Annotated in this window: 18 protein-coding genes; 9 read left to right on the top strand and 9 right to left on the bottom strand. The window is 67.8% G+C overall.

All coding sequences use genetic code 11. The annotated features are described in order from the left end of the window. The first annotated feature begins 18 nt into the window (after positions 1 to 18). Entirely contained in the window at positions 19 to 1,437 is a 1,419-nt protein-coding gene (locus NF4_RS15740) for an acyl-CoA synthetase (protein WP_063128091.1), read from the top strand. 830 nt (positions 1,438 to 2,267) lie between these two features. On the opposite strand, the gene NF4_RS15735 is transcribed toward NF4_RS15740, so the two are convergent. Continuing rightward, positions 2,268 to 4,229 carry an arabinofuranosyltransferase gene (locus tag NF4_RS15735; RefSeq protein ID WP_084533152.1) on the bottom strand — a complete coding sequence of 654 codons (1,962 nt, stop codon included), beginning with the start codon at positions 4,227 to 4,229 and terminating at the stop codon, positions 2,268 to 2,270. A 15-nt stretch (positions 4,230 to 4,244) separates the two neighbouring features. Beyond that, a complete protein-coding gene (locus NF4_RS37785; RefSeq protein ID WP_157120346.1) occupies positions 4,245 to 4,421 on the bottom strand; it encodes a hypothetical protein in 177 nt (58 codons plus the stop codon). 397 nt (positions 4,422 to 4,818) lie between these two features. Between NF4_RS37785 and NF4_RS15730 the strand changes: the two genes are divergently transcribed. Further along, positions 4,819 to 5,187, top strand: a complete 369-nt coding sequence (locus NF4_RS15730; protein ID WP_063128301.1) for a PPOX class F420-dependent oxidoreductase — start codon at positions 4,819 to 4,821, stop codon at positions 5,185 to 5,187. Between the two features lie 13 nt (positions 5,188 to 5,200). Here NF4_RS15730 and dapD read toward each other — a convergent pair whose 3' ends face one another. After that, positions 5,201 to 6,148 carry a 2,3,4,5-tetrahydropyridine-2,6-dicarboxylate N-succinyltransferase gene (gene dapD, locus NF4_RS15725; RefSeq protein ID WP_063128089.1) on the bottom strand — a complete coding sequence of 316 codons (948 nt, stop codon included), beginning with the start codon at positions 6,146 to 6,148 and terminating at the stop codon, positions 5,201 to 5,203. Between the two features lie 60 nt (positions 6,149 to 6,208). On the opposite strand from dapD, the gene dapE reads away from it, so the two are divergent. The 5 genes from dapE (at position 6,209) to NF4_RS15700 (ending at position 11,039) form a co-directional block, all read left to right on the top strand. Continuing rightward, positions 6,209 to 7,306: a succinyl-diaminopimelate desuccinylase gene (gene dapE, locus NF4_RS15720; protein ID WP_063128088.1), complete on the top strand. Its 1,098-nt coding sequence runs from the start codon at positions 6,209 to 6,211 to the stop codon at positions 7,304 to 7,306. 114 nt (positions 7,307 to 7,420) lie between these two features. Next, positions 7,421 to 8,224 (top strand): LOG family protein, encoded by an 804-nt coding sequence (locus tag NF4_RS15715; RefSeq protein WP_084533151.1) that lies wholly within the window; start codon positions 7,421 to 7,423, stop codon positions 8,222 to 8,224. Then, positions 8,218 to 8,778, top strand: coding sequence for an LOG family protein (locus NF4_RS15710; RefSeq protein WP_063128086.1), 561 nt, complete (start codon positions 8,218 to 8,220; stop codon positions 8,776 to 8,778). Before NF4_RS15715 ends, NF4_RS15710 begins: the two co-directional genes overlap by 7 nt. A gap of 444 nt (positions 8,779 to 9,222) precedes the next feature. Continuing rightward, positions 9,223 to 10,104 carry a dihydropteroate synthase gene (folP, locus tag NF4_RS15705; RefSeq protein ID WP_063128085.1) on the top strand — a complete coding sequence of 294 codons (882 nt, stop codon included), beginning with the start codon at positions 9,223 to 9,225 and terminating at the stop codon, positions 10,102 to 10,104. Further along, entirely contained in the window at positions 10,101 to 11,039 is a 939-nt protein-coding gene (locus tag NF4_RS15700; RefSeq protein ID WP_063128084.1) for a glucosyl-3-phosphoglycerate synthase, read from the top strand. The genes folP and NF4_RS15700 overlap by 4 nt, the downstream gene beginning before the upstream one ends. Before the next feature lie 33 nt (positions 11,040 to 11,072). Here the strand turns inward: NF4_RS15700 and NF4_RS15695 are convergent, their stop codons facing one another. From NF4_RS15695 to sigE, 6 genes are all read right to left on the bottom strand, one after another. Beyond that, positions 11,073 to 11,564 carry a hypothetical protein gene (locus NF4_RS15695; RefSeq protein ID WP_063128083.1) on the bottom strand — a complete coding sequence of 164 codons (492 nt, stop codon included), beginning with the start codon at positions 11,562 to 11,564 and terminating at the stop codon, positions 11,073 to 11,075. A 241-nt stretch (positions 11,565 to 11,805) separates the two neighbouring features. After that, a complete protein-coding gene (locus tag NF4_RS15690; protein WP_063128082.1) occupies positions 11,806 to 12,666 on the bottom strand; it encodes a hypothetical protein in 861 nt (286 codons plus the stop codon). A gap of 51 nt (positions 12,667 to 12,717) precedes the next feature. After that, positions 12,718 to 13,134: a Sec-independent protein translocase protein TatB gene (gene tatB, locus NF4_RS15685; RefSeq protein ID WP_063128081.1), complete on the bottom strand. Its 417-nt coding sequence runs from the start codon at positions 13,132 to 13,134 to the stop codon at positions 12,718 to 12,720. Between the two features lie 33 nt (positions 13,135 to 13,167). Beyond that, positions 13,168 to 14,712: a S1C family serine protease gene (locus NF4_RS15680; RefSeq protein ID WP_063128080.1), complete on the bottom strand. Its 1,545-nt coding sequence runs from the start codon at positions 14,710 to 14,712 to the stop codon at positions 13,168 to 13,170. Between the two features lie 10 nt (positions 14,713 to 14,722). Further along, positions 14,723 to 15,118 carry a zf-HC2 domain-containing protein gene (locus NF4_RS15675; RefSeq protein WP_036514211.1) on the bottom strand — a complete coding sequence of 132 codons (396 nt, stop codon included), beginning with the start codon at positions 15,116 to 15,118 and terminating at the stop codon, positions 14,723 to 14,725. Between the two features lie 64 nt (positions 15,119 to 15,182). Next, positions 15,183 to 15,848: an RNA polymerase sigma factor SigE gene (gene sigE, locus NF4_RS15670; protein ID WP_063128300.1), complete on the bottom strand. Its 666-nt coding sequence runs from the start codon at positions 15,846 to 15,848 to the stop codon at positions 15,183 to 15,185. Positions 15,849 to 16,301: 453 nt separating this feature from the next. Between sigE and NF4_RS15665 the strand changes: the two genes are divergently transcribed. Together NF4_RS15665 and NF4_RS15660 are read left to right on the top strand one after the other, a co-directional pair. Beyond that, positions 16,302 to 16,934 (top strand): O-methyltransferase, encoded by a 633-nt coding sequence (locus NF4_RS15665; RefSeq protein WP_396944596.1) that lies wholly within the window; start codon positions 16,302 to 16,304, stop codon positions 16,932 to 16,934. Between the two features lie 639 nt (positions 16,935 to 17,573). Next, positions 17,574 to 18,344 (top strand): TetR/AcrR family transcriptional regulator, encoded by a 771-nt coding sequence (locus tag NF4_RS15660; RefSeq protein ID WP_063814600.1) that lies wholly within the window; start codon positions 17,574 to 17,576, stop codon positions 18,342 to 18,344. Positions 18,345 to 18,389 lie beyond the last annotated feature (45 nt).

Below are 18,389 nucleotides of genomic sequence, written 5' to 3'. Positions count from 1 at the left end.
GGGCAGTAGTTTGGGCGCATGTCCTACGGCCACCGTCTGCTCAGCTCCCTCGACCCCCTCGCCGTCGCCGCGGGCGCCGATATCCCGGACGCCGTGACCATCGACGGTGTCACGCTGTCCCGCAGTGATCTGCTCGGGGCGGCCACCTCGGTGGCCGAACGTATCGCCCGCGCCGAACGAGTCGCCGTGCTGGCCCGGCCGACGACGGCGACCGTGCTCGCGGTGGTGGGATGCCTGATCGCCGGAGTCACCGTGGTGCCGGTACCGCCCGATTCCGGAACGGCCGAACTCGACCACATGCTCGCCGATTCCGGCGCCCGGGCATGGCTCGGCGAAGCGCCGGAGGGCACCGCCCTGCCGGTGGTTCCGGTGCGGCGGCACGCCCGCTCCTGGCACACCTACCCCGAGCCCGACCCGGGCGCACCGGCTTTCGTGCTCTACACCTCCGGCACCACCGGCGCTCCCAAAGGTGTGGTGCTGAGCCGCCGGGCCATCGCCGCCGGACTCGACGCGCTCGCCGATGCCTGGGCCTGGACCGCGGCCGATGTGCTGGTCCACGGACTGCCGCTGTTCCATGTGCACGGGTTGATCCTGGGTCTGCTGGGGCCGCTGCGGGTCGGTAGTCCGCTCGTGCACACCGGGAAACCGACTCCCGCGAACTACGCGGCGGCACCGGGCACGATGTACTTCGGCGTACCGACGGTCTGGACCCGGATCGCCGAGGATCCGGCCGCGGCCGCGGAGCTGGCCGCGGCCAGGCTGTTGATCTCCGGTAGTGCCCCGCTGCCGGTGCCGGTGTTCGAGCGGCTCGCCGAACTCACCGGGCATCGGCCCATCGAACGCTACGGCATGAGCGAAACCATGATCACCCTGTCGGCCCGGGCGGACGGCGAACGCCGGCCCGGTTGGGTCGGCGTACCGGTGCGCGGCGTCGAGACCCGGCTCCGGGACGAGGCGGGACAGCCGGTACCGCACGACGGCTCCGGTATCGGCGGCCTCCAGGTGCGCGGGCCGATGCTCTTCGACGGCTATCACGGCCGCCCCGAGGCCACCGCCGATTGCTGGACCGAGGACGGATGGTTCCGCACCGGCGATGTCGCCGCCATCGACGCGGACGGTTTCCATCGGATCGTGGGCCGCGAATCGGTGGACCTCATCAAATCCGGCGGCTACCGGATCGGCGCGGGCGAGGTGGAAACCTCCCTGCTCGGCCATCCGTCGGTCGCCGAAGTGGCCGTTGTGGGTCCGGCCGACGCGGACCTGGGGCAGCGGATCGTCGCCTTCGTGGTCCCGCGCGGGGCGGCGCCGGCCGAACAGGAACTCATCGACCACGTGGCCGGGGAACTCTCGGTGCACAAACGGCCCCGCGAGATCCGCTTCGTGGACTCGCTCCCGCGAAACGCCATGGGCAAGGTTCAGAAGAATCAGTTGGATTGAGCTCTCTGCGGCGCCATCGGCGCCGCGGCGTCCGACGCTCCAGCGAGCTGAGGTCACTGGACTTCGGAATATTCAGCTGTCGTCGGAGGTCGGCGATTGCCCCTGAATTCGGCGGCAGAGGGGGTTCGTGGCCGCGGTGCGATGGGCGCGCCCGCATTGCCTCGTCGAGGGAATCGAACTTCGGATTGGCCGTGCAGTCACTGCGGCCGAGGCTGTGGGGTCGCGAAAATCGAGAGGTCCCGATCGCCGCTGGCGATCGGGACCTCCGGATTCAGGTTGCCCGCCCACTTGCGCTACCAGCTGGTGTCAACCGGACAGTGAGGCGGTGGTGAGTTACTTGTTGTACGAGTAGCTCCAGGGCTTCGAGCTGCTACCCCCGTGGAAGGTGCACTGGTCCTCCTTCGGACCACGGGTCTCCTTCGCTCGAGCATCTTCACATGACGTTCGGTCGCGGAATTCCACCGATTCGTATGGCTTGTTTATGTCGAAGCGAGCAATGAACTGGATCCCCCTAGAGCTGTCTGGCTGGCGTCGGGTCCCGGCACCGGTGTCGCCACGGCAGCGCCAGCACCGAGAATGCTGGCTGCCACCACCACTGCGCCGACGGTCAATTTGATCAACATGGTCTGTCCTCCCTGTGTCGCATCAGGCCCAACGGCCTGATGCTCAAGCCATGAAGACGTTGCCTTGCATCATGTCCAGCGATTATCGACGTCGATCGATGGTTGCTATCGATCAGCAACCCGGGCGGTTGTTGATGCCTCCGGCTCGAGTTGGCGCGCCAGTCGCGAAGAGCTCCGCAGTATGGGACTCATCGTCGCGCTGAACAGTTATTTTCGGGCTATAACCGCGAAGGGGCCCACCGATGTGGTGGTGAAATGGTCGCTGTCGAACACGGCTCGAGGGAATCGGATGGTGGTGTAGCTCCTGGTCGCGAGATCGCTGGGCTGGGTATCGCGCGCTATCCGCAGGGTGTAGTCCGTGGGTGTTTCACGGAGCAGAAACACCTCGGGTGCGTCCCATTGGCCGGCGTCGAGTTCGTCGACAAGAGACTCGCTGTTGGGAAGGTTCGCCCAGGCAGATAGCTGACGCACGCGGCGGTTGTAGTCGGCCAGTCGGTTGGAGTAGCGATCGCTCTGGCTCAGGAAGCCCGGGTAGGGATGGTACGCGAAGAACGCCGAGTCACCGGTGAGCACTGTGGTCTGGTCGCGAGGTTGACCTTGCCGAGCAGCACGTATGGCCTGGTCTATCTGGTCGAAATGTGTGGGGGCTGCGGGCGGGTAACCATCGGCCCGGTCACCGTAACCGTCAGTGTCGGTGTACGCCGCTGATATCGGCGTCCGGAGGTCGGTGGGTATCTCCTGCACGACTGCCACCGTTGCGATTACGCCCAGGGCAAGCGCTACGCGCTGGATCGGGATCGAAGGGATACTGGAAGCGAGCTCACGTACCAGCTCGCCGGACGCGAATATTCCTGCCGCCGCGAGAAGCACGCGCAGAGCCTGCTCGGCTTGCAGCGACGTCATGGCCGCGGTACCGGCGAGGACGGAAAGTAGCCAGCCAACATAGGTGGCGACGACACCCAAAGCTATTGCCTGGGCAAATCGGTCACGGTAGACCCGAGTCACGAGCCAGAGCAAACCTACCAGACCCAGCGCTCCGAGAGCGGAGACATCAATTGGCCATGGGAGGGCTCTTTCGCTGGCGGAAAGGCCGATATCAGTGCGTTCCGAAGCTGGAGTGGTGATGAGAGCCAGCAGGTAGGGGCCGTACATCACGGCGCCCGACACAGCCACGACGGCCATCACGACGATCAACGGTTTGAGCGACGGGAACGCTTTCCGCGACTGCATTCGAGCCGCTGCGACAGAGGCCACGACCATCACGACGAGGCTGACTGCCAGAAGCGTGAAGTAGTGCTCATCGATACCGGCGCAGAGGACCGCGCTGGCAGCGAGCAGAACGACCGGACCCCAGCCACTCAGAACGGGTTGCGGCCGCACTGCCCCCCAAGCGGTAACCAGCGCTGGTCCGAGCATCACCAGGGCGATCACCGCTGGCGGATCATCGGCCGCGGCGACTACCGCTGCCACCGTGGTAACGACTGCGGCTCCGGTCATCCATAGCGATCGTCCCAGCTTGGTCCACCACACCATGGCTACGGCCGCTGCTACTGCGATTGATACCACCGAAAATGGCTTGAACAGCTCCCAAGCAGGTACGCCAGCCAAGTTTGCGAGGCGCCCACCGATCCAGAACCATCCTGCGGCGGTGTCGGACGGCAGGTCGGGATATGTGCTGTCACGAAGCCCAGGGCTGTCGCTGAGCGCAGTGAGAAGCCCCGTGCGCTTCTGCTGTTCGGGCTCCAGGCCGGCTATATACAGCCTGGTGGCGGCGAGAGGGATCGCCAACGTCGCCGTAACAAGGCCTGACACACCAGCCCATGACAGTAGCTTCGTCACCCATGTCCGTCGTGGGGCTTGTCCCGAGCTAGCTGTTTCCGTGGCTCGTCTTTGCATCAAGACCGAGGCGACCAATAGCGCCACTGATGCAACTTGGCCGACCGTAGTCAGCGCCCGGAGGACATTTGAAGTGGTGAACGCGGGCCACTGCACCAGCGAAAAGGCGGTGAGTCCACCACTGGCCACGCACAAGGCAACGAGGGCTGCTGCCACTGCTTCGCGGAGGAGACGCCAAGCGCCGGAAAAACCTTTTTTGGCAACGACGCCGGAACCCTCACCGGTGGTGTGCGCCCTCCGCTCGATGGTGTCACGGGACTCGAGGGTAGTCATCTCCTGCGCTGTCTTTCAGTCGGTCTTCGCGTTGCGATCGCGGCCGCATACCTGGGCGAGGCTACTGCCCGCCTCCTGGACCGTTTCGCCGAGCGAGGGATCAAGGGCAACCGGCTCGGCATGCCCATGCAATACCGAACTCGCCGTACGCACCAGCAGGCAGGCGTCTATGTCGTTCAAATGCGGCCTCACGACGCAGCATCCATTACGACAGCGTCACTGTATGCAATCCGAAATCCGCGGGCGACCTCATCCGGCGTCACCCGGGCTCACGGTTGCGGGCGAATCGCACGACATCTCGGCGGAACTCAGTCGGGTAGGGCTCGGGCACGCTGACATCCTTCCAGGCCAGCCACTCGCCCGGCCAGATCGGTGCCACTTGTCGTGCGGCAGCCCCAATACGGTTTTTAACCGTGGGGCGGACTGCCACGGTTCGTTACGCACTCGCCTCCAGACCCGTGCCGAATGAATCCTCGAACCAATGTACTGGCAGGGCTTGGCCCGCAATGTGGCAGCTCGCCGGTTGCCAGGCGCGGAAGTACGGTTCGACCATTGACCTCAACTTAAGTTGCGGTTTTATGTTCTGGTCATGAAAACCACGCTCACCCGGGACCATATCGACTACCTCGCCGGACAGCGGCTCGGCCGGCTGGCCACCGTGGCGCCGGACGGGGCACCACAGAACAATCCGGTCGGATTCCGCTACAACCCCGAACTCGGCACCATCGATATCGCCGGCTGGAACATGGGCCGATCCCGGAAGTTCCGCAATCTCGCGCGGAACAACCGGGTGGCATTCGTGGTCGACGATATCGCCTCGGTCCAGCCGTGGCGGGTGCGGTGCCTGGAGATCCGGGGCACCGCGGAAGCGCTGACCGAAACGGTCACCTACATCGGGCCGGAGGAGAGCGAACTCATCCGCATCCACCCCGAACGCGTGATCGCCTTCGGGCTCTGATCCCCCGTCGGACCTAGTTGTGGGCGTGCAGGGCCTCGTTGAGTTCGATACCGGTCCCGGCGCGCGGCACCACCTCGACGGTTCCGGTGCGCGAGTTGCGGCGGAACAGCAGGTTGTCCTTGCCGCTCAGTTCGGCCGCCTTCACCACGGTGCCGTCCGGGGCGGTGACCTTGGTGCCGGCGGTGAGGTAGAGACCGGCCTCGACCACGCAGTCGTCGCCGAGCGGAATGCCCAGGCCGGAGTTGGCACCCAGCAGTGAGCGCTCACCGATCGAGATGACGGTGGTGCCGCCGCCGGAAAGGGTGCCCATGGTAGAGGAGCCGCCGCCGATATCGGAGCCGTCGCCGACGACCACTCCGGCGGAGATCCGGCCCTCGACCATGGAGGTGCCCAGGGTGCCGGCGTTGAAGTTCACGAAGCCCTCGTGCATCACGGTGGTGCCGGCGGCGAGGTGCGCGCCCAGCCGGACCCGGTCGGCGTCACCGATACGGACACCGGACGGGACCACGTAGTCGACCATGCGCGGAAACTTGTCGACGCTGTACACCGTGACCGGGCCACGAGCGCGCAATTTGGCACGGGTGATCTCGAATCCTTCGACCGCCGCCGGGCCGTGATTGGTCCACACCACATTGCTGAGCAGGGCGAACTGGCCCTCCAGGCTCACCCCGTGCGGCCGGACCAGGCGATGCGAGAGCAGGTGCAGCCGCAGATAGACATCGTGAGCGTCCACCGGGGCGGCGGACAGGTCGGCGATGGTGGTGCGCACCGCGACGACATCGACGCCGCGGGCCGGGTCCGGGCCCACCAGCTCGGCGAATTCGGCGGGCGCCGTGGCGAGGCGTTCGGTGCCGGTGTCACCGAACTCACCCAGCTCCGGGTTGGGGAACCAGGTGTCCAGAACGGTCCCGTCCGAGGTCACGTTGGCGATGCCGATGGCGGATGCTCCCTGAGTGCTCACGACACGGAAGCCTACCCACCGGCGGTCCGATACGGCGGGGCCCCTCTACGCTCGTACGCTGTGACACTCGACCTGCACGCCGACCCCATCGCCCTCACCGCGGCCCTCGTCGACATCCCGAGCGTTTCTCGGGACGAGGCCGCGATCACGGCCGCCGTGGAAACTGCGCTGCGTACCCAGACCAGCGGTTTCGAGGTGCTGCGCCGCGGCAATGTGGTGCTCGCCCGGACGAACCGGGGACTGCCGACCCGGGTCGTGCTGGCCGGGCATCTGGACACCGTGCCGATCGCGGACAATGTGCCGGGCCGGTTCACCACCGAGAACGGCGCCGAGGTCTTCTACGGTTGCGGTTCGGTGGATATGAAATCGGGCGACGCGGTGTTCCTGCATCTGGCCGCCACCGTCGCCGAACCGGCCCACGATCTGACCCTGATCTTCTACGACTGCGAGGAGATCTCCGCCGAATTCAACGGACTCACCGCCATCGAGCGGGAAGTGCCGGAATGGCTGGACGGTGATCTGGCGATCCTGGGCGAACCCTCCGGCGGCTGGATCGAGGCCGGTTGCCAGGGCACGCTGCGGGTTCGGTTGCGGACTACCGGGGTTCGTGCGCATTCGGCCCGCTCCTGGCTCGGCGACAACGCGATCCACCGGTTGGCGCCGGTCCTGGGGCGGCTCGCGGAGTACCGCGCCCGGGAGGTCGAGATCGACGGTTGCCGCTACCGCGAGGGGCTGTCCGCGGTCCGTGCCGGCGGCGGGGTCGCGGGCAACGTGGTGCCGGACGAGGCCGAGGTCGAGGTGAATTTCCGTTTCGCCCCGGACCGTTCGGTGGAGCAGGCGATCGACCACGTGCGCGAGGTGTTCGCGGGTCTCGAACTCGACCTGGAGGTCACCGACGCGGCCCCCGGCGCGCTGCCCGGTCTCACCGCCCCCGCGGCGCGCGGTCTGGTCGACACCGTGCGGGCGCACGGGTCGGCGGGCGTGCGGGCCAAATACGGATGGACCGATGTCTCCCGGTTCGCCGCCCGCGGTATCCCCGCCGTGAACTTCGGCCCGGGCGACCCCAACCTCGCGCACAAACGCGACGAGCACGTCCCGTTGGCCCAGATCACCGCGGTGACAGAGATGCTGCGCCACTATCTCACCACTCCGGCCTAGCGCACTCCGGCGAATCGCCGGCCGCTTGCGGAGCCGGCACGGTTCGAACCCGACCGGCCGTCCACCGAGGGGCCTCGACCCCGCGCGCGCCCGCGGGCCAAATACACTGCGGCCATGTCAACCGACGCCGCCGAATCCGGGATGGCCGGCAAACCCAAGACCCGCTACCGCGGGCCCATCATGTTCCGCCGGGAACGGACCCCGCGAGGCACCACCGCCGACCAGCATCTGCTCGATCAGCGCAGCGACAGCGACTGGGTACATACCGACCCGTGGCGGGTGCTGCGGATCCAGGCCGAATTCGTCGAGGGTTTCGGCGCCCTGGCGGAGGTCCCGCGCGCGGTGAGCGTCTTCGGTTCGGCACGCACCGAACCCGGCAGCTCGGAGTACCAGGCCGCGCGGGAACTGGGCGGGGCCCTGGCGACCGCCGGTTTCGCGGTCATCACCGGCGGCGGTCCCGGGGCGATGGAAGCGGCCAACCGCGGGGCCTCCGAGGCCGGCGGCTACTCCATCGGACTGGGTATCGAGCTGCCGTTCGAACAGAGCCTCAACGACTGGGTCGATCTGGGGATCAACTTCCGCTACTTCTTCGTGCGTAAGACGATGTTCGTGAAGTACTCCCAGGCCTTCGTCTGTATGCCCGGCGGATACGGCACCCTGGACGAACTGTTCGAGGCGCTTACCCTGGTGCAGACCCGCAAGATCACCCGGTTCCCGATCATCCTGTTCGGCAGCAGCTACTGGGCGCCGCTGGTGGACTGGATACGCGGGTCCCTGGCCGCCGACGGTCGTATCTCCCCGGGCGATATCGATCTGCTGCACGTCACCGACTCGGTCGAGGACGTGGTGCGCATCATCCAGGAGTCCGAACCGGGCGCCGCCACCATCGAGAAGATCGGTACGGAGGACGAATGGTGACTCCACGGCCCTTCGCGGTGTGCGTGTACTGCTCGGCCAGCACCACCGACCCCGATCAGCTCGCCTTGGCCGCCCGGGTCGGCACCGAAATAGCCCGGCGCGGGTGGCAACTGGTCTCCGGCGGCGGGCACGTCTCCATGATGGGTGCGGTGGCCACCGCCGCCCGGGCCGGCGGCGCCAATACGGTCGGCGTCATACCGAAACACCTGGTCCACCGGGAGGTGGCCGATGTGGACGCCGACGAACTGGTCGTCACCGATACGATGCGCCAGCGCAAACAGGTGATGGAGGACCGCTCCGACGCCTTCCTCACCCTCCCCGGCGGAATCGGCACCCTCGAGGAGTTCTTCGAGACCTGGACCGGCGGCCACCTGGGCCAGCACAACAAGCCGATGGCCATCCTGGACCCCGCCGGGCACTACAGCGGACTGTTCACCTGGCTCACCGAACTCCACGACCGCGGCTTCGTCCCGCAGGCGGCCCTCGACCGCGTCACGGTCACCCCCGATCTCACCGAAGCCTTCGCGGCGCTGAGCAAAGACTCCGATCGGTGAGTTGATCCGAGGCCGGGCGGCCGGTGGCTGTTCGAGAGGGACGACGCAGGCTCACCACGGCTCGATGAGCCGCGTAGTTGGCTCGATGAGCCGCGTAGTTGGGTGTGCGGACCGGGCTGTCCTGACCGCGAAGGTGAGGAGGGGGCCTGCTCGGGGAGGCGCTGTGTTTTTTGGCGCCGCCTGCGGCGGCGCGGGGTTGAGGCCCCCTGGGTCTCGCCGTTTCGGCCTCGAGACTCGAACCTTCGGCTCATGCGATGTGCGGTGGGCCGTCCATAGAGGGCGACCTTCGAGCACCTTCGGCCAAGGGGCGAGACGGGCCTCAACCTTTGAGGTGTCTCGTAAAACTCGACGCAGGCGGGTTGCGTGGGCATTCGATGTTCGGATCGGGGGGCGACGCGACTACCTGGCACCATGGCGCCGGAAGTGACGCCATAAACTGAGTTCATGTTCGAGCCCGTCCGGCCGTTGCCGACACTCTGCGGCCGGACCGTCGCGACGGATCGCGCGCTGGTGATGGCCATTGTGAACCGCACCCCCGATTCCTTCTATGACCGGGGCGCGACCTTCAGTGATTCCGCCGCGCTGGCCGCGGTGGCCCGGGCTGTGGACGAGGGTGCCGATCTGGTCGATATCGGTGGGGTGAAGGCGGGTCCGGGAGAGTATGTGGACGCGGCCGAGGAGTCGCGGCGGGTGGTGCCGTTCGTGGCGGCGATCCGGGCGGCCTATCCCGGCCTGCTGATCAGTGTGGACACCTGGCGGTCGGAGGTGGCACGGGCCGCGGTGGCGGAGGGGGCGGACCTGATCAACGACACCTGGGCGGGTGCGGATCCGGAGTTGGTGCCGGTGGCGGCCGAGACCGGGGCCGGGATCGTGTGCAGTCACACCGGCGGGGCGGTGCCGCGCACCCGGCCGCATCGGGTCCGGTACGCCGATGTGGTGGCGGAGGTGACCGATACCGTGGTGCGGGCGGCGGAGCAGGCCGCGGCGGCGGGGGTGCGCCGGGATTCGATTCTCATCGACCCGACCCATGATTTCGGGAAGAACACCTATCACGGGCTCGCACTGTTGCGGGCAGCGGACGTTCTTGTTAAAAGCGGGTGGCCGGTCTTGATGGCACTGAGCAACAAGGATTTCATCGGAGAGACATTAGGTGTCGGACTTTCCGAACGGCTGGAGGGCACATTGGCGGCAACAGCATGGTCGGCCGCGGCCGGTGCTCGCGTTTTCCGTGTGCACGAGGTCGCCGCGACTCGTCGCGTCGTGGACATGATCGCCGCGATCCAGGGCATCCGGCCCCCCGTGCGAACTCTGCGAGGTCTCGTATGAAATTTCCCCACCACGAGCTCGACTGGGCATCGACCCACACCTGGGATGCCCCCGACTGGTCGGTGACCGATCTGGTCGCCGCCAAGGCCGGCCGGACCGTATCGGTGGTGCTGCCCGCGCTGAACGAGGAGAGAACAGTCGCCGAGGTGGTGGCGAGTATCCGTCCGCTGCTGGGCTCTCTGGTGGACGAGCTGGTGGTGCTGGATTCGGGGTCGACCGACGCCACCGCCGACCGCGCTCGCGCGGCCGGCGCGGAGGTGATCTCCCGGGAGCAGGCCGTACCCGAGCTGGAGCCTTCCCCGGGTAAGGGCGAGGTGCTGTGGCGTTCGCTGGCGGTGACCACCGGTGATCTGGTGGCGTTCGTCGATTCCGATCTGATCGACCCGGACCCGGCTTTTGTGCCGAAGCTGCTCGGCCCGCTGCTCACCACTCCCGACCTGCATCTGGTGAAGGCCTACTACCGGCGGCCGCTGCGGCACGGCGGCGGGGTCGACGCACACGGTGGCGGCCGGGTGACCGAGCTCGTGGCCCGGCCTCTGCTGGCCGCGCTGCGGCCGGGGCTGGCCCAGGTGTTGCAGCCGCTGGGCGGTGAGTACGCCGGGACCCGGGAGTTGCTGACAGCGGTTCCGTTCGCCCCGGGATACGGCGTGGAGATCGGGTTGCTGCTCGATACCTACGATCGGCTGGGCCTGGGCGCGATCGGACAGGTCAACCTGGGGGTTCGTACCCATCGCAACCGTCCGCTGGCCGATCTCGGTGTGATGAGCCGGCAGATTCTCGGTACGGTGCTGGGGCGCAGCGGGGTCCCGGATTCGGGGGCCGCGCTGACCCAGTTCCCGCTGATCGGGGACGAGTTCACCCCGCACAGCACCGCGGTGGATCTGGTCGATCGGCCGCCGATGAACACCATCCGGCCGGACGTCGCGGCCGCATGAGCGGACGGGCCCGCACCGCGGCGCCCGCCGGCGTCAGTGGTTCGGGTCCGGTTTTTCCGCCGGTGGTTCCTCTCCGGGTTCCGGGGGCGGCTCGTCTCCGGGCTTCTTCGCCGGGTTGCCGAGGGCTCCGGTTTCCGGGGGCGGTTCGGCTCCGGGCTCCTTCGCTGTCCGGCCGGAACCTCCGGGTTCGGCGCCGCCGGTGTCGGGCGTGGATTCCGCGGTGGGCGGAATGTCGGGTCCGGCCCCGGTCACTGTGGGCGGTGTGACGACGGCCGCCGCGGGACGGCCGGCGTCGTGTGCCGGTTCCGGGGCGGCCCCGGTTCCGCCGGTTTCCGGTCGATCCTCGCCGGGCTCTTCGGCCGTTTCCTCTTCGGTGGGTTCCTGTTCGTTGTCCAGACGCGCGCGGAGTTCGGCGACTGTCACGTACTCGCTTTCGGCGGAATGTGGAGCGCGTAGCCACAGGACGAGGGTGATCAGCAAGCCCACCGCGACCAGGGCCACCGCCAGGATGATCAACGCGTTCACCTGAGCCTCCACGAATTATCTTTCGGAGCCGACAATCGCTACTGTGCACCGCAGGGGATACCGAGTAATGCTATGGCTATCGAATCGTCGGGCCCGGGTAACCGGTCGCGGTAATAGAAATCGGCCTACTTCGCACCACAGTAGCAATTCTTCGACCAGCTAATATTTGCTGTCGCTATCGGTGTTTCGGCGTGTCGGCGGTAGCGGCCGCCGGTCTTTCGCGGTCGGCGCGGTGTCGCGATCAGCGACGCTGGCGTACCGCCGGGGGGCGGGAATCCACCGGTTCGTGGAGATAGACGGGGGTGAGCAGATCGGCGTCCACGGGTTCGCCGGTGGTGCGCTCGTAACGGACGCCGATCAGGACGGAGAAGCGGCGGTTGGCCGCTCGTTCGTGCAGGGTCGCCAGCCGGGTGGCCAGCAGCCGTACCGCACCGAGCGAACCCGGTGGGTGCAGGCCGTCGAGAACCAGGATCGAACCGCGGCCGTCCGGGCGCGGCAGCCGTGCGAGATAGGCGATATCGTGCGGTTCCGGGCTGGCCGGCCGGTAGATACGCCGGGCGGCGCGATCCTCGATACCGCGGCGGCCGTCCCCGGGGCGCGCCACAGCGCGGCGCAGGCGTGGATCGGCGGCGATGAGATGCCGCAGGCTCGGCGACAGTTCCGGGCCGCCGAGCACGATGAGGCCGTCCCGGAGCAGATCGATCGGGCGTCCCGGGGCGAAGGGTTCGATGGTGACCGCGAAGCCGAGTTCCCGTAGCTGTTCGGCCAGCCGGGGCGCCGCCGCCGGGTCCGGGGCTCCGATCAGCCTGCCCGCGCGGGTATCCGGGACCAGCAGGGTCAGCGGCCCGTGCCCGAAGAACAATCCCTCGGGCGCCGGGCCCTGCGTGCTCACCTGGTGGATCCGGGCGCGGGAAAGGCCCGCTGCGGCACCGATTCTCGCGAAAGTCCAGCCCTCGGCGTGTAACTCCCGGATCACCGCGCGCCGAATCCGGGTGAGTTCGTTGATGGTCTGCTGAGCCGCTGCGACACCTTCGGTGGCGGCCTTGAGTCGCTCGACTTTGTCTTCGATCGCGAATATTCGCGCCACGTCATCGGCCGACATGTGCGAAGTCTAGACAGGGAGACGCTGAACTGCGTCTAGCCTGGTTGACGATCAGGTGGCGTCGGTATCGATCGGGGGACGTTCGTTGCGCTCCAAGGGTTTATCCAACTTGGGCATAGGGTAATCTGGCATCCCGCTGTGTGTCCCCAGCACATTCTTGCTGTCCGGCAGGGCGCCGTCGAGATCCTTGAAAAGGGAATCATCGCCGTTCAGGAGATGTTTCGTCACCACCGAACGCGGTGACATACCCCTTAATTCCTGGAGGTCGGCGAGTGGTTTACGCAGCTCCTCGAATTCGGGCCCGAGTTCGGATCGCAATTGCGATGTCGCTCCGGTGGCGTAATCGCGAAGTTGGCGCAGGCTGCGCGCAGTCCACCGTGCGGCGCCGGGCAGGCGCTCCGGACCGAGGATCACGAGGGCGGCGACGAGTAGCACGAGCATCTCGCCCCACCCGATACTGCTGAACACTCCTACAGGCTACCCGGCGCCGCGATCAGCGGATCAGTCGGAGGCCAGCGTCACCGGGATGTCCACCTGCCGGCCTTCGCGAATGAGCTGGACGTTCACTGACTCGCCGATCTTGTTCATCTGAACCGCCACCACCAGTTCGTCGGGGTTGGTGACTTCGCGGTCGCCGATCCGGACGATCACATCGCCTTCGACGATGCCGGCGTTCGCGGCCGGGCCGCCCGGCTGCACATCGGCTACCTCGGCACCGCTCATGACTTCGTTGGCGACGGTCTTCTGCCGGGCGCTCACCCCGATCATCGGGTGATGGATCGACCCGTCGCGGATGAGGGTCTGCGCGACCTGGGTCATCTGGTCCACCGGGATGGCGAAGCCGAGGCCCACCGAACCGCCGCTCTCGCTGCGGATGGCGGTGTTGATCCCGATGACCCGGCCGTCCGCGTCCACCAGCGCGCCACCGGAATTGCCCGGGTTGATCGACGCGTCGGTCTGCACCGCGTCGATCACCGCTTTGGTATCGCTGCCCTCGCCCTCGAGTTTCACCGGGCGGTGCAGCGCGCTCACGATACCGGAGGTGACGGTTTTGCTCAGGCCCAGCGGGGATCCGATGGCCAACACCGCGTCTCCCACTTGCACGTCATCCGATTTACCCAGCTGTGCGACCGTGAGATTTTTCACATCTACCTTGAGTACCGCGAGATCGGTCTTGGGGTCTCGGCCAACGATATTGGCCGGTGTCCGGGTGCCGTCGGAGAAGGTGATCTGGATCCGGGCGCGCCCGGACTGGTCCTGCGCCGCCATGGAGACGACGTGGTTGTTGGTGACGATATAGCCGTTGCCGTCGATGACCACGCCGGACCCGGTGGCGCCGTTGTCGCCGACCGTGGTGCGGATGGACACCACCGACGGCAATACCGCGTCGGCGACCTGCGCGATCGGGCCGTGCGGCTGCTCGCCGTCGGTCTGCTCGAGACTGACCTTGCGGGAGGTCAGGGTCGAGGCGGTTTCCGCGGTCAACCGGCCGACCAAGCCGCCGACCAGGCCGATCGCCAGCGCGATCGCACCGAGCGCCAGCAGCGCCTTGGGGGCGACCCGGGACCCGAAGAGCACTTGCCGGGCGGAGAGCTGTTCGGCGCGCGGGAGTTCTCGCGCGGCCGGGGTGGCGAGCGCCGGAGCGCCCAAGCGGGCCGCCGAATCCGGATCGCGCCAGGGATCGGCCGGGCCGGCTACCGGTTCGCGCTCGTTATCGGCGTCGGGATCGCGCTGGAGCAGTTCGGTGGAACCGGGTGGCCGGCCGAAGGCCTCCTCCAGCACGGCGCGCGGCGGCCCTTTCGGGGCCACCTGGGTCGCGGGATCGGCGTCCGGGCGGGCCGGGCGTGCGGCGAAGGATCCGGATTGACCCGAGGGCCGGCGGAAGACGTTCGCGGTATGTGAGTCCACATGGGGCCGGTAGACCGGCCGCGGAGCCAACACGGGCGCATCGGGCGGGCGCAGAGTGCCGTTGTCGGGCGTCGTGCCGTTTTCGTCCGCCGAATCAGCGTTATCGGCAGGGGAATTCTGCGTCGGTTCGGAACTCACGCGGCAAACTCTACTTGCGCCACCACACCGACCACCGGAAGCTGTCGAAGGTTGCCGAGAAAGATTGGCTCGTGAAGCCGAATACCGCCTCGTTACGCTGATTTCCGGCCGAATTCTGCGATTGTGCACCGCTGGGTGGTTCGGCGAGCGGAATGCGGGACAGCGTGTCGTGCAGGCCGGTGGGAATCGAGACCTGGGAGGCACGGCGCAGGGCGATCCGCGCCTGCTGCTGGGCCTCGACCTCGGCCGCGCATTCCGGGCACACCGAAAGGTGCTGGGCCGCACGCAGATAAGGATTCATCCGCAGTTCGCCATCGACGTAGGCGGCGACTGCCTCGCTCGCCAGATGCTCGGTGGAGTGGAACTGCGGGGAACGACGACCGGGCGTTTCGGAGTCGCCACTCATTCGCTGCCCATCCTTCCCGACCGGTATCACAAACTGCTGTGATCCCGGCGTCATGATCGCAGGATCACCCGAAGCTCGCCTCGGCGGCGAAACGCTCCTGGACTCCATTATGCGCAAGATACTCGCGCAGTGCCTGCCGGCCGCGATGGATTCGACTGCGCACCGTGCCGAGTTTCACGCCGAGCGTCGCGCCGATCTCCTCGTAGGAGAGTCCCTCGATATCGCAGAGCACGACCGCGGCGCGGAACTCCGGAGCCAGCGAGTCCAGCGCGGACTGCAGGTCCGGATCGAGCCGGGCGTCGTGGAAGACCTGCTCGGGTCCGGGGCCGTCGGAGGGTACCCGGTCGTAGTCCTCCGGTAGCGCCTCCATCCGGATACGGCTGCGCCGCCGGACCATGTCCAGGAAGAGGTTGGTGGTGATGCGGTGCAGCCAGCCCTCGAAGGTGCCGGGCTGGTAGTTCGACAGGGACCGGAAGACCCGGATGAAGGTCTCCTGGGTGAGATCCTCCGCGTCCTGCGCGTCACCGGAGAGGCGGTAGGCCAGCCGGTAGACCCGGTCGGCGTGTTCGCGGACCAGTTCGTCCCAGGTCGGCATCACGGTGCGGTCGCCGGTGGCATCGAAGGCGGCGGTGCCGGTGAGCGGCAGCAGGCTGTCGAGTTCGGACGACGTATCGGCCAACACGGCCTGGGCGGCGTCGTATTCCTCGGCTCGCTCGTCGGTACTGGACATATCGGGCACCTCCATCAGGGCGTCCGGTGGAGCGGGGTCTTCGGTCACCGGGTCGCGGTGCGCGGCTACCTCCGAATTCGGCCCGGTAAACGGTCGCGGGCCGAATTCCTCCGGCCTCGGCAGGCCGTGCCCGGCGGGGGTCGCCGAGCGGTCGGCCCGGGACAGTTCGGGCAAGGTGGCGGACTCGCGTGCCGCATCGACCATGTGGATGGTGACAACCTCCTGATCGGGACCGAGGCGTAAGCTCGAATACGCGGCCCGTTGTTCGGGCCGTCGTTCATGGGGTACAACGGTGGATCGGTACTCCGTTGTTCCCGTCGCGGTGTGCTCGGTCGGCTGGTCTTGCGTAGCCCACACTCTTCCGCCTCCCGGTGTGGGGCGGTTATGGGGATCCTGAGGGACACCTGAGAATGTTGCGACCAGCATCGCCGCGTTTGGCATAGCCTCTTGGACGTGGCATCGAACCTGGAGCTCAATCTCGCCTACGTGGAGGAATCCGTCGTCGAGGACGAGGTACTCGTCAGCGCCCGCGAACGGGCCACCGAGCTGGGCGTGGCTCCGGTGCCGCCGTCGGTCGGCGCGCTGCTGAGCATGTACGCGCAGTTGCTGGACGCGCGGGCGGTGGTCGAGGTGGGTACCGGTGCCGGGGTCAGCGGATTGTGGCTGCTCGACGGTATGCGCGAGGACGGCACGCTGACCACCATCGATTCCGAACCCGAACATCAGCGGGCGGCCAAGGAGTCGTTCCGTGCCGCCGATATCCCGCTCGCCCGGACCCGGCTGATCAACGGGCGTGCACTGGACGTGCTGCCGCGGCTGGCCGACGGTGCCTACGACCTGGTGTTCCTGGATGCCTCGCCGATCGAGCATCCGCAGTACATCGCCGAGGCGGTGCGGCTGCTGCGGGCCGGCGGGGCGGTCCTGCTGCACAACGCGTTGCTCGGCGGCCGGGTGCCGGACCCGGCGAATCGCGACGCGGCGACCCAGGCGGTCCGCTCGGCCACCCGGTACGTGGCCGAGGATCCGGGCCTGACCAGCGTACTCATCCCACTCGGCGACGGGTTGCTCTGCGCGTCCAAGGGTTAGCGCCGCGGCTGACATCGGTCGCCGCGGGAGCCCTGCTCTCCTCGTCGTCCGGCGCTCGACGGCACCTGTGTCGACAGCCGGGCGCAGCGGGCCGACCGGACCTGAGCCCTGAATGCGGCAGGCCCGCCGGGCCTGAGTCCGGTCGCTGCGGTCGTCGCCGTCGTGGCGCTCGACCGGGCGCCGAGGGTGACCCCCGCCCGAGGTCTGCGGGGTAGACCTCACCGCGGACACGGCTGGTGCTGTTGCCGGTTGGGTTCCTCTGGCCGTACTCGTCCCGCGGCCGGTCCGTCCGGCTGTGCCACGACGCGTCGAAGGTCATACCGGGTCGTTCTCCCGTGCGAGCGTCGGTATTGCTGCGATGTTGCCCCGTTGGGGGTGCGCAAGCCTGCGTCGAGGTCCGATCCGGTGGGGTGACGGGTGTGCGGCGCGATCCGGCGGGCCGGCTCGTTTCGGACAGGGACCTGTCGCCGAGGCACGAGTGGCCGCTGGGTCCCAGCGGACGGCGGCGCTGATCTACGGCCGTGATCTGGTATTTACTGTGTTCTTCGCCGGGTGGCGTGCGGCCCCCGGATGTCTTTACGGAATCTCTACGCCGCCCCCTCTTGCGCGATGATTGAACGTGTGTTTAACCTATTGAACATGCGTTCAAGCGATGATCTGAACACGCGGGCCCGGATCCGGGACGCCGCCCTCGTGCTGTTCGGCGAGGAGGGCTTCGGGGTCGGGGTACGCGCCATCGCGGCGGCCGCAGGGGTGTCGCCCGGCCTGGTCAACCACCATTTCGGGTCCAAGGACGGGTTGCGGCGCGAATGCGACGACCATATGCGCGCGGTGATCCGCGAATCGAAGATGAGCTATATGAACCGGCCGTCGTCGGGGAATCTGCTGCAGCAGCTGGCCGAGATCGAGGAGTTCGCCCCGGTCATCGCCTACATCATGCGCAGCTTCCAGGCCGGCGGCGACCTGGCGGTGTCCATGTTCGAGCACATGGTCGAGGATGTCGAGCAGTACCTGGAAGCCGGTATCGCCTCCGGGGCCGTCCGGCGGCCGCGGGACCTGAAAGCGATGTCGCGCTATCTGGCGACCATCAACGGCGGCGGAATGCTGTTGTTCATCCAGCTGCATGCCGGGGACTCGGGCGGGGTCGACTACCGGCAGGCGCTGCGGGAGTACGGCGACCAGATGTTGCTGCCCGCCCTGGAGATCTTCACCGAAGGGTTGCTGCCCGACTCGACCATGCTCGACACCCTCCTGGCCGACGCCGCGGCCCGGACCGGGCCCGGCGCACCGCCGACGCCGGACGCACCGACCGCCGGCCGCGCGGACGCGCCGGACGCCGGAGCGGAGGCGGCCGCTACGCACCCACCAGAAACGCCGACGCCGGCACGAACCGCCGGCGACGCGCACTGAGCCGGCGCGGCGTCCGATCCGCCGCGCCTGCGAACCCTCTCCATC

Source organism: Nocardia fusca NBRC 14340, assembly GCF_001618425.1.
GTDB lineage: Bacteria > Actinomycetota > Actinomycetes > Mycobacteriales > Mycobacteriaceae > Nocardia > Nocardia fusca.
This window is presented reverse-complemented; position numbering and strand designations above follow the sequence as displayed.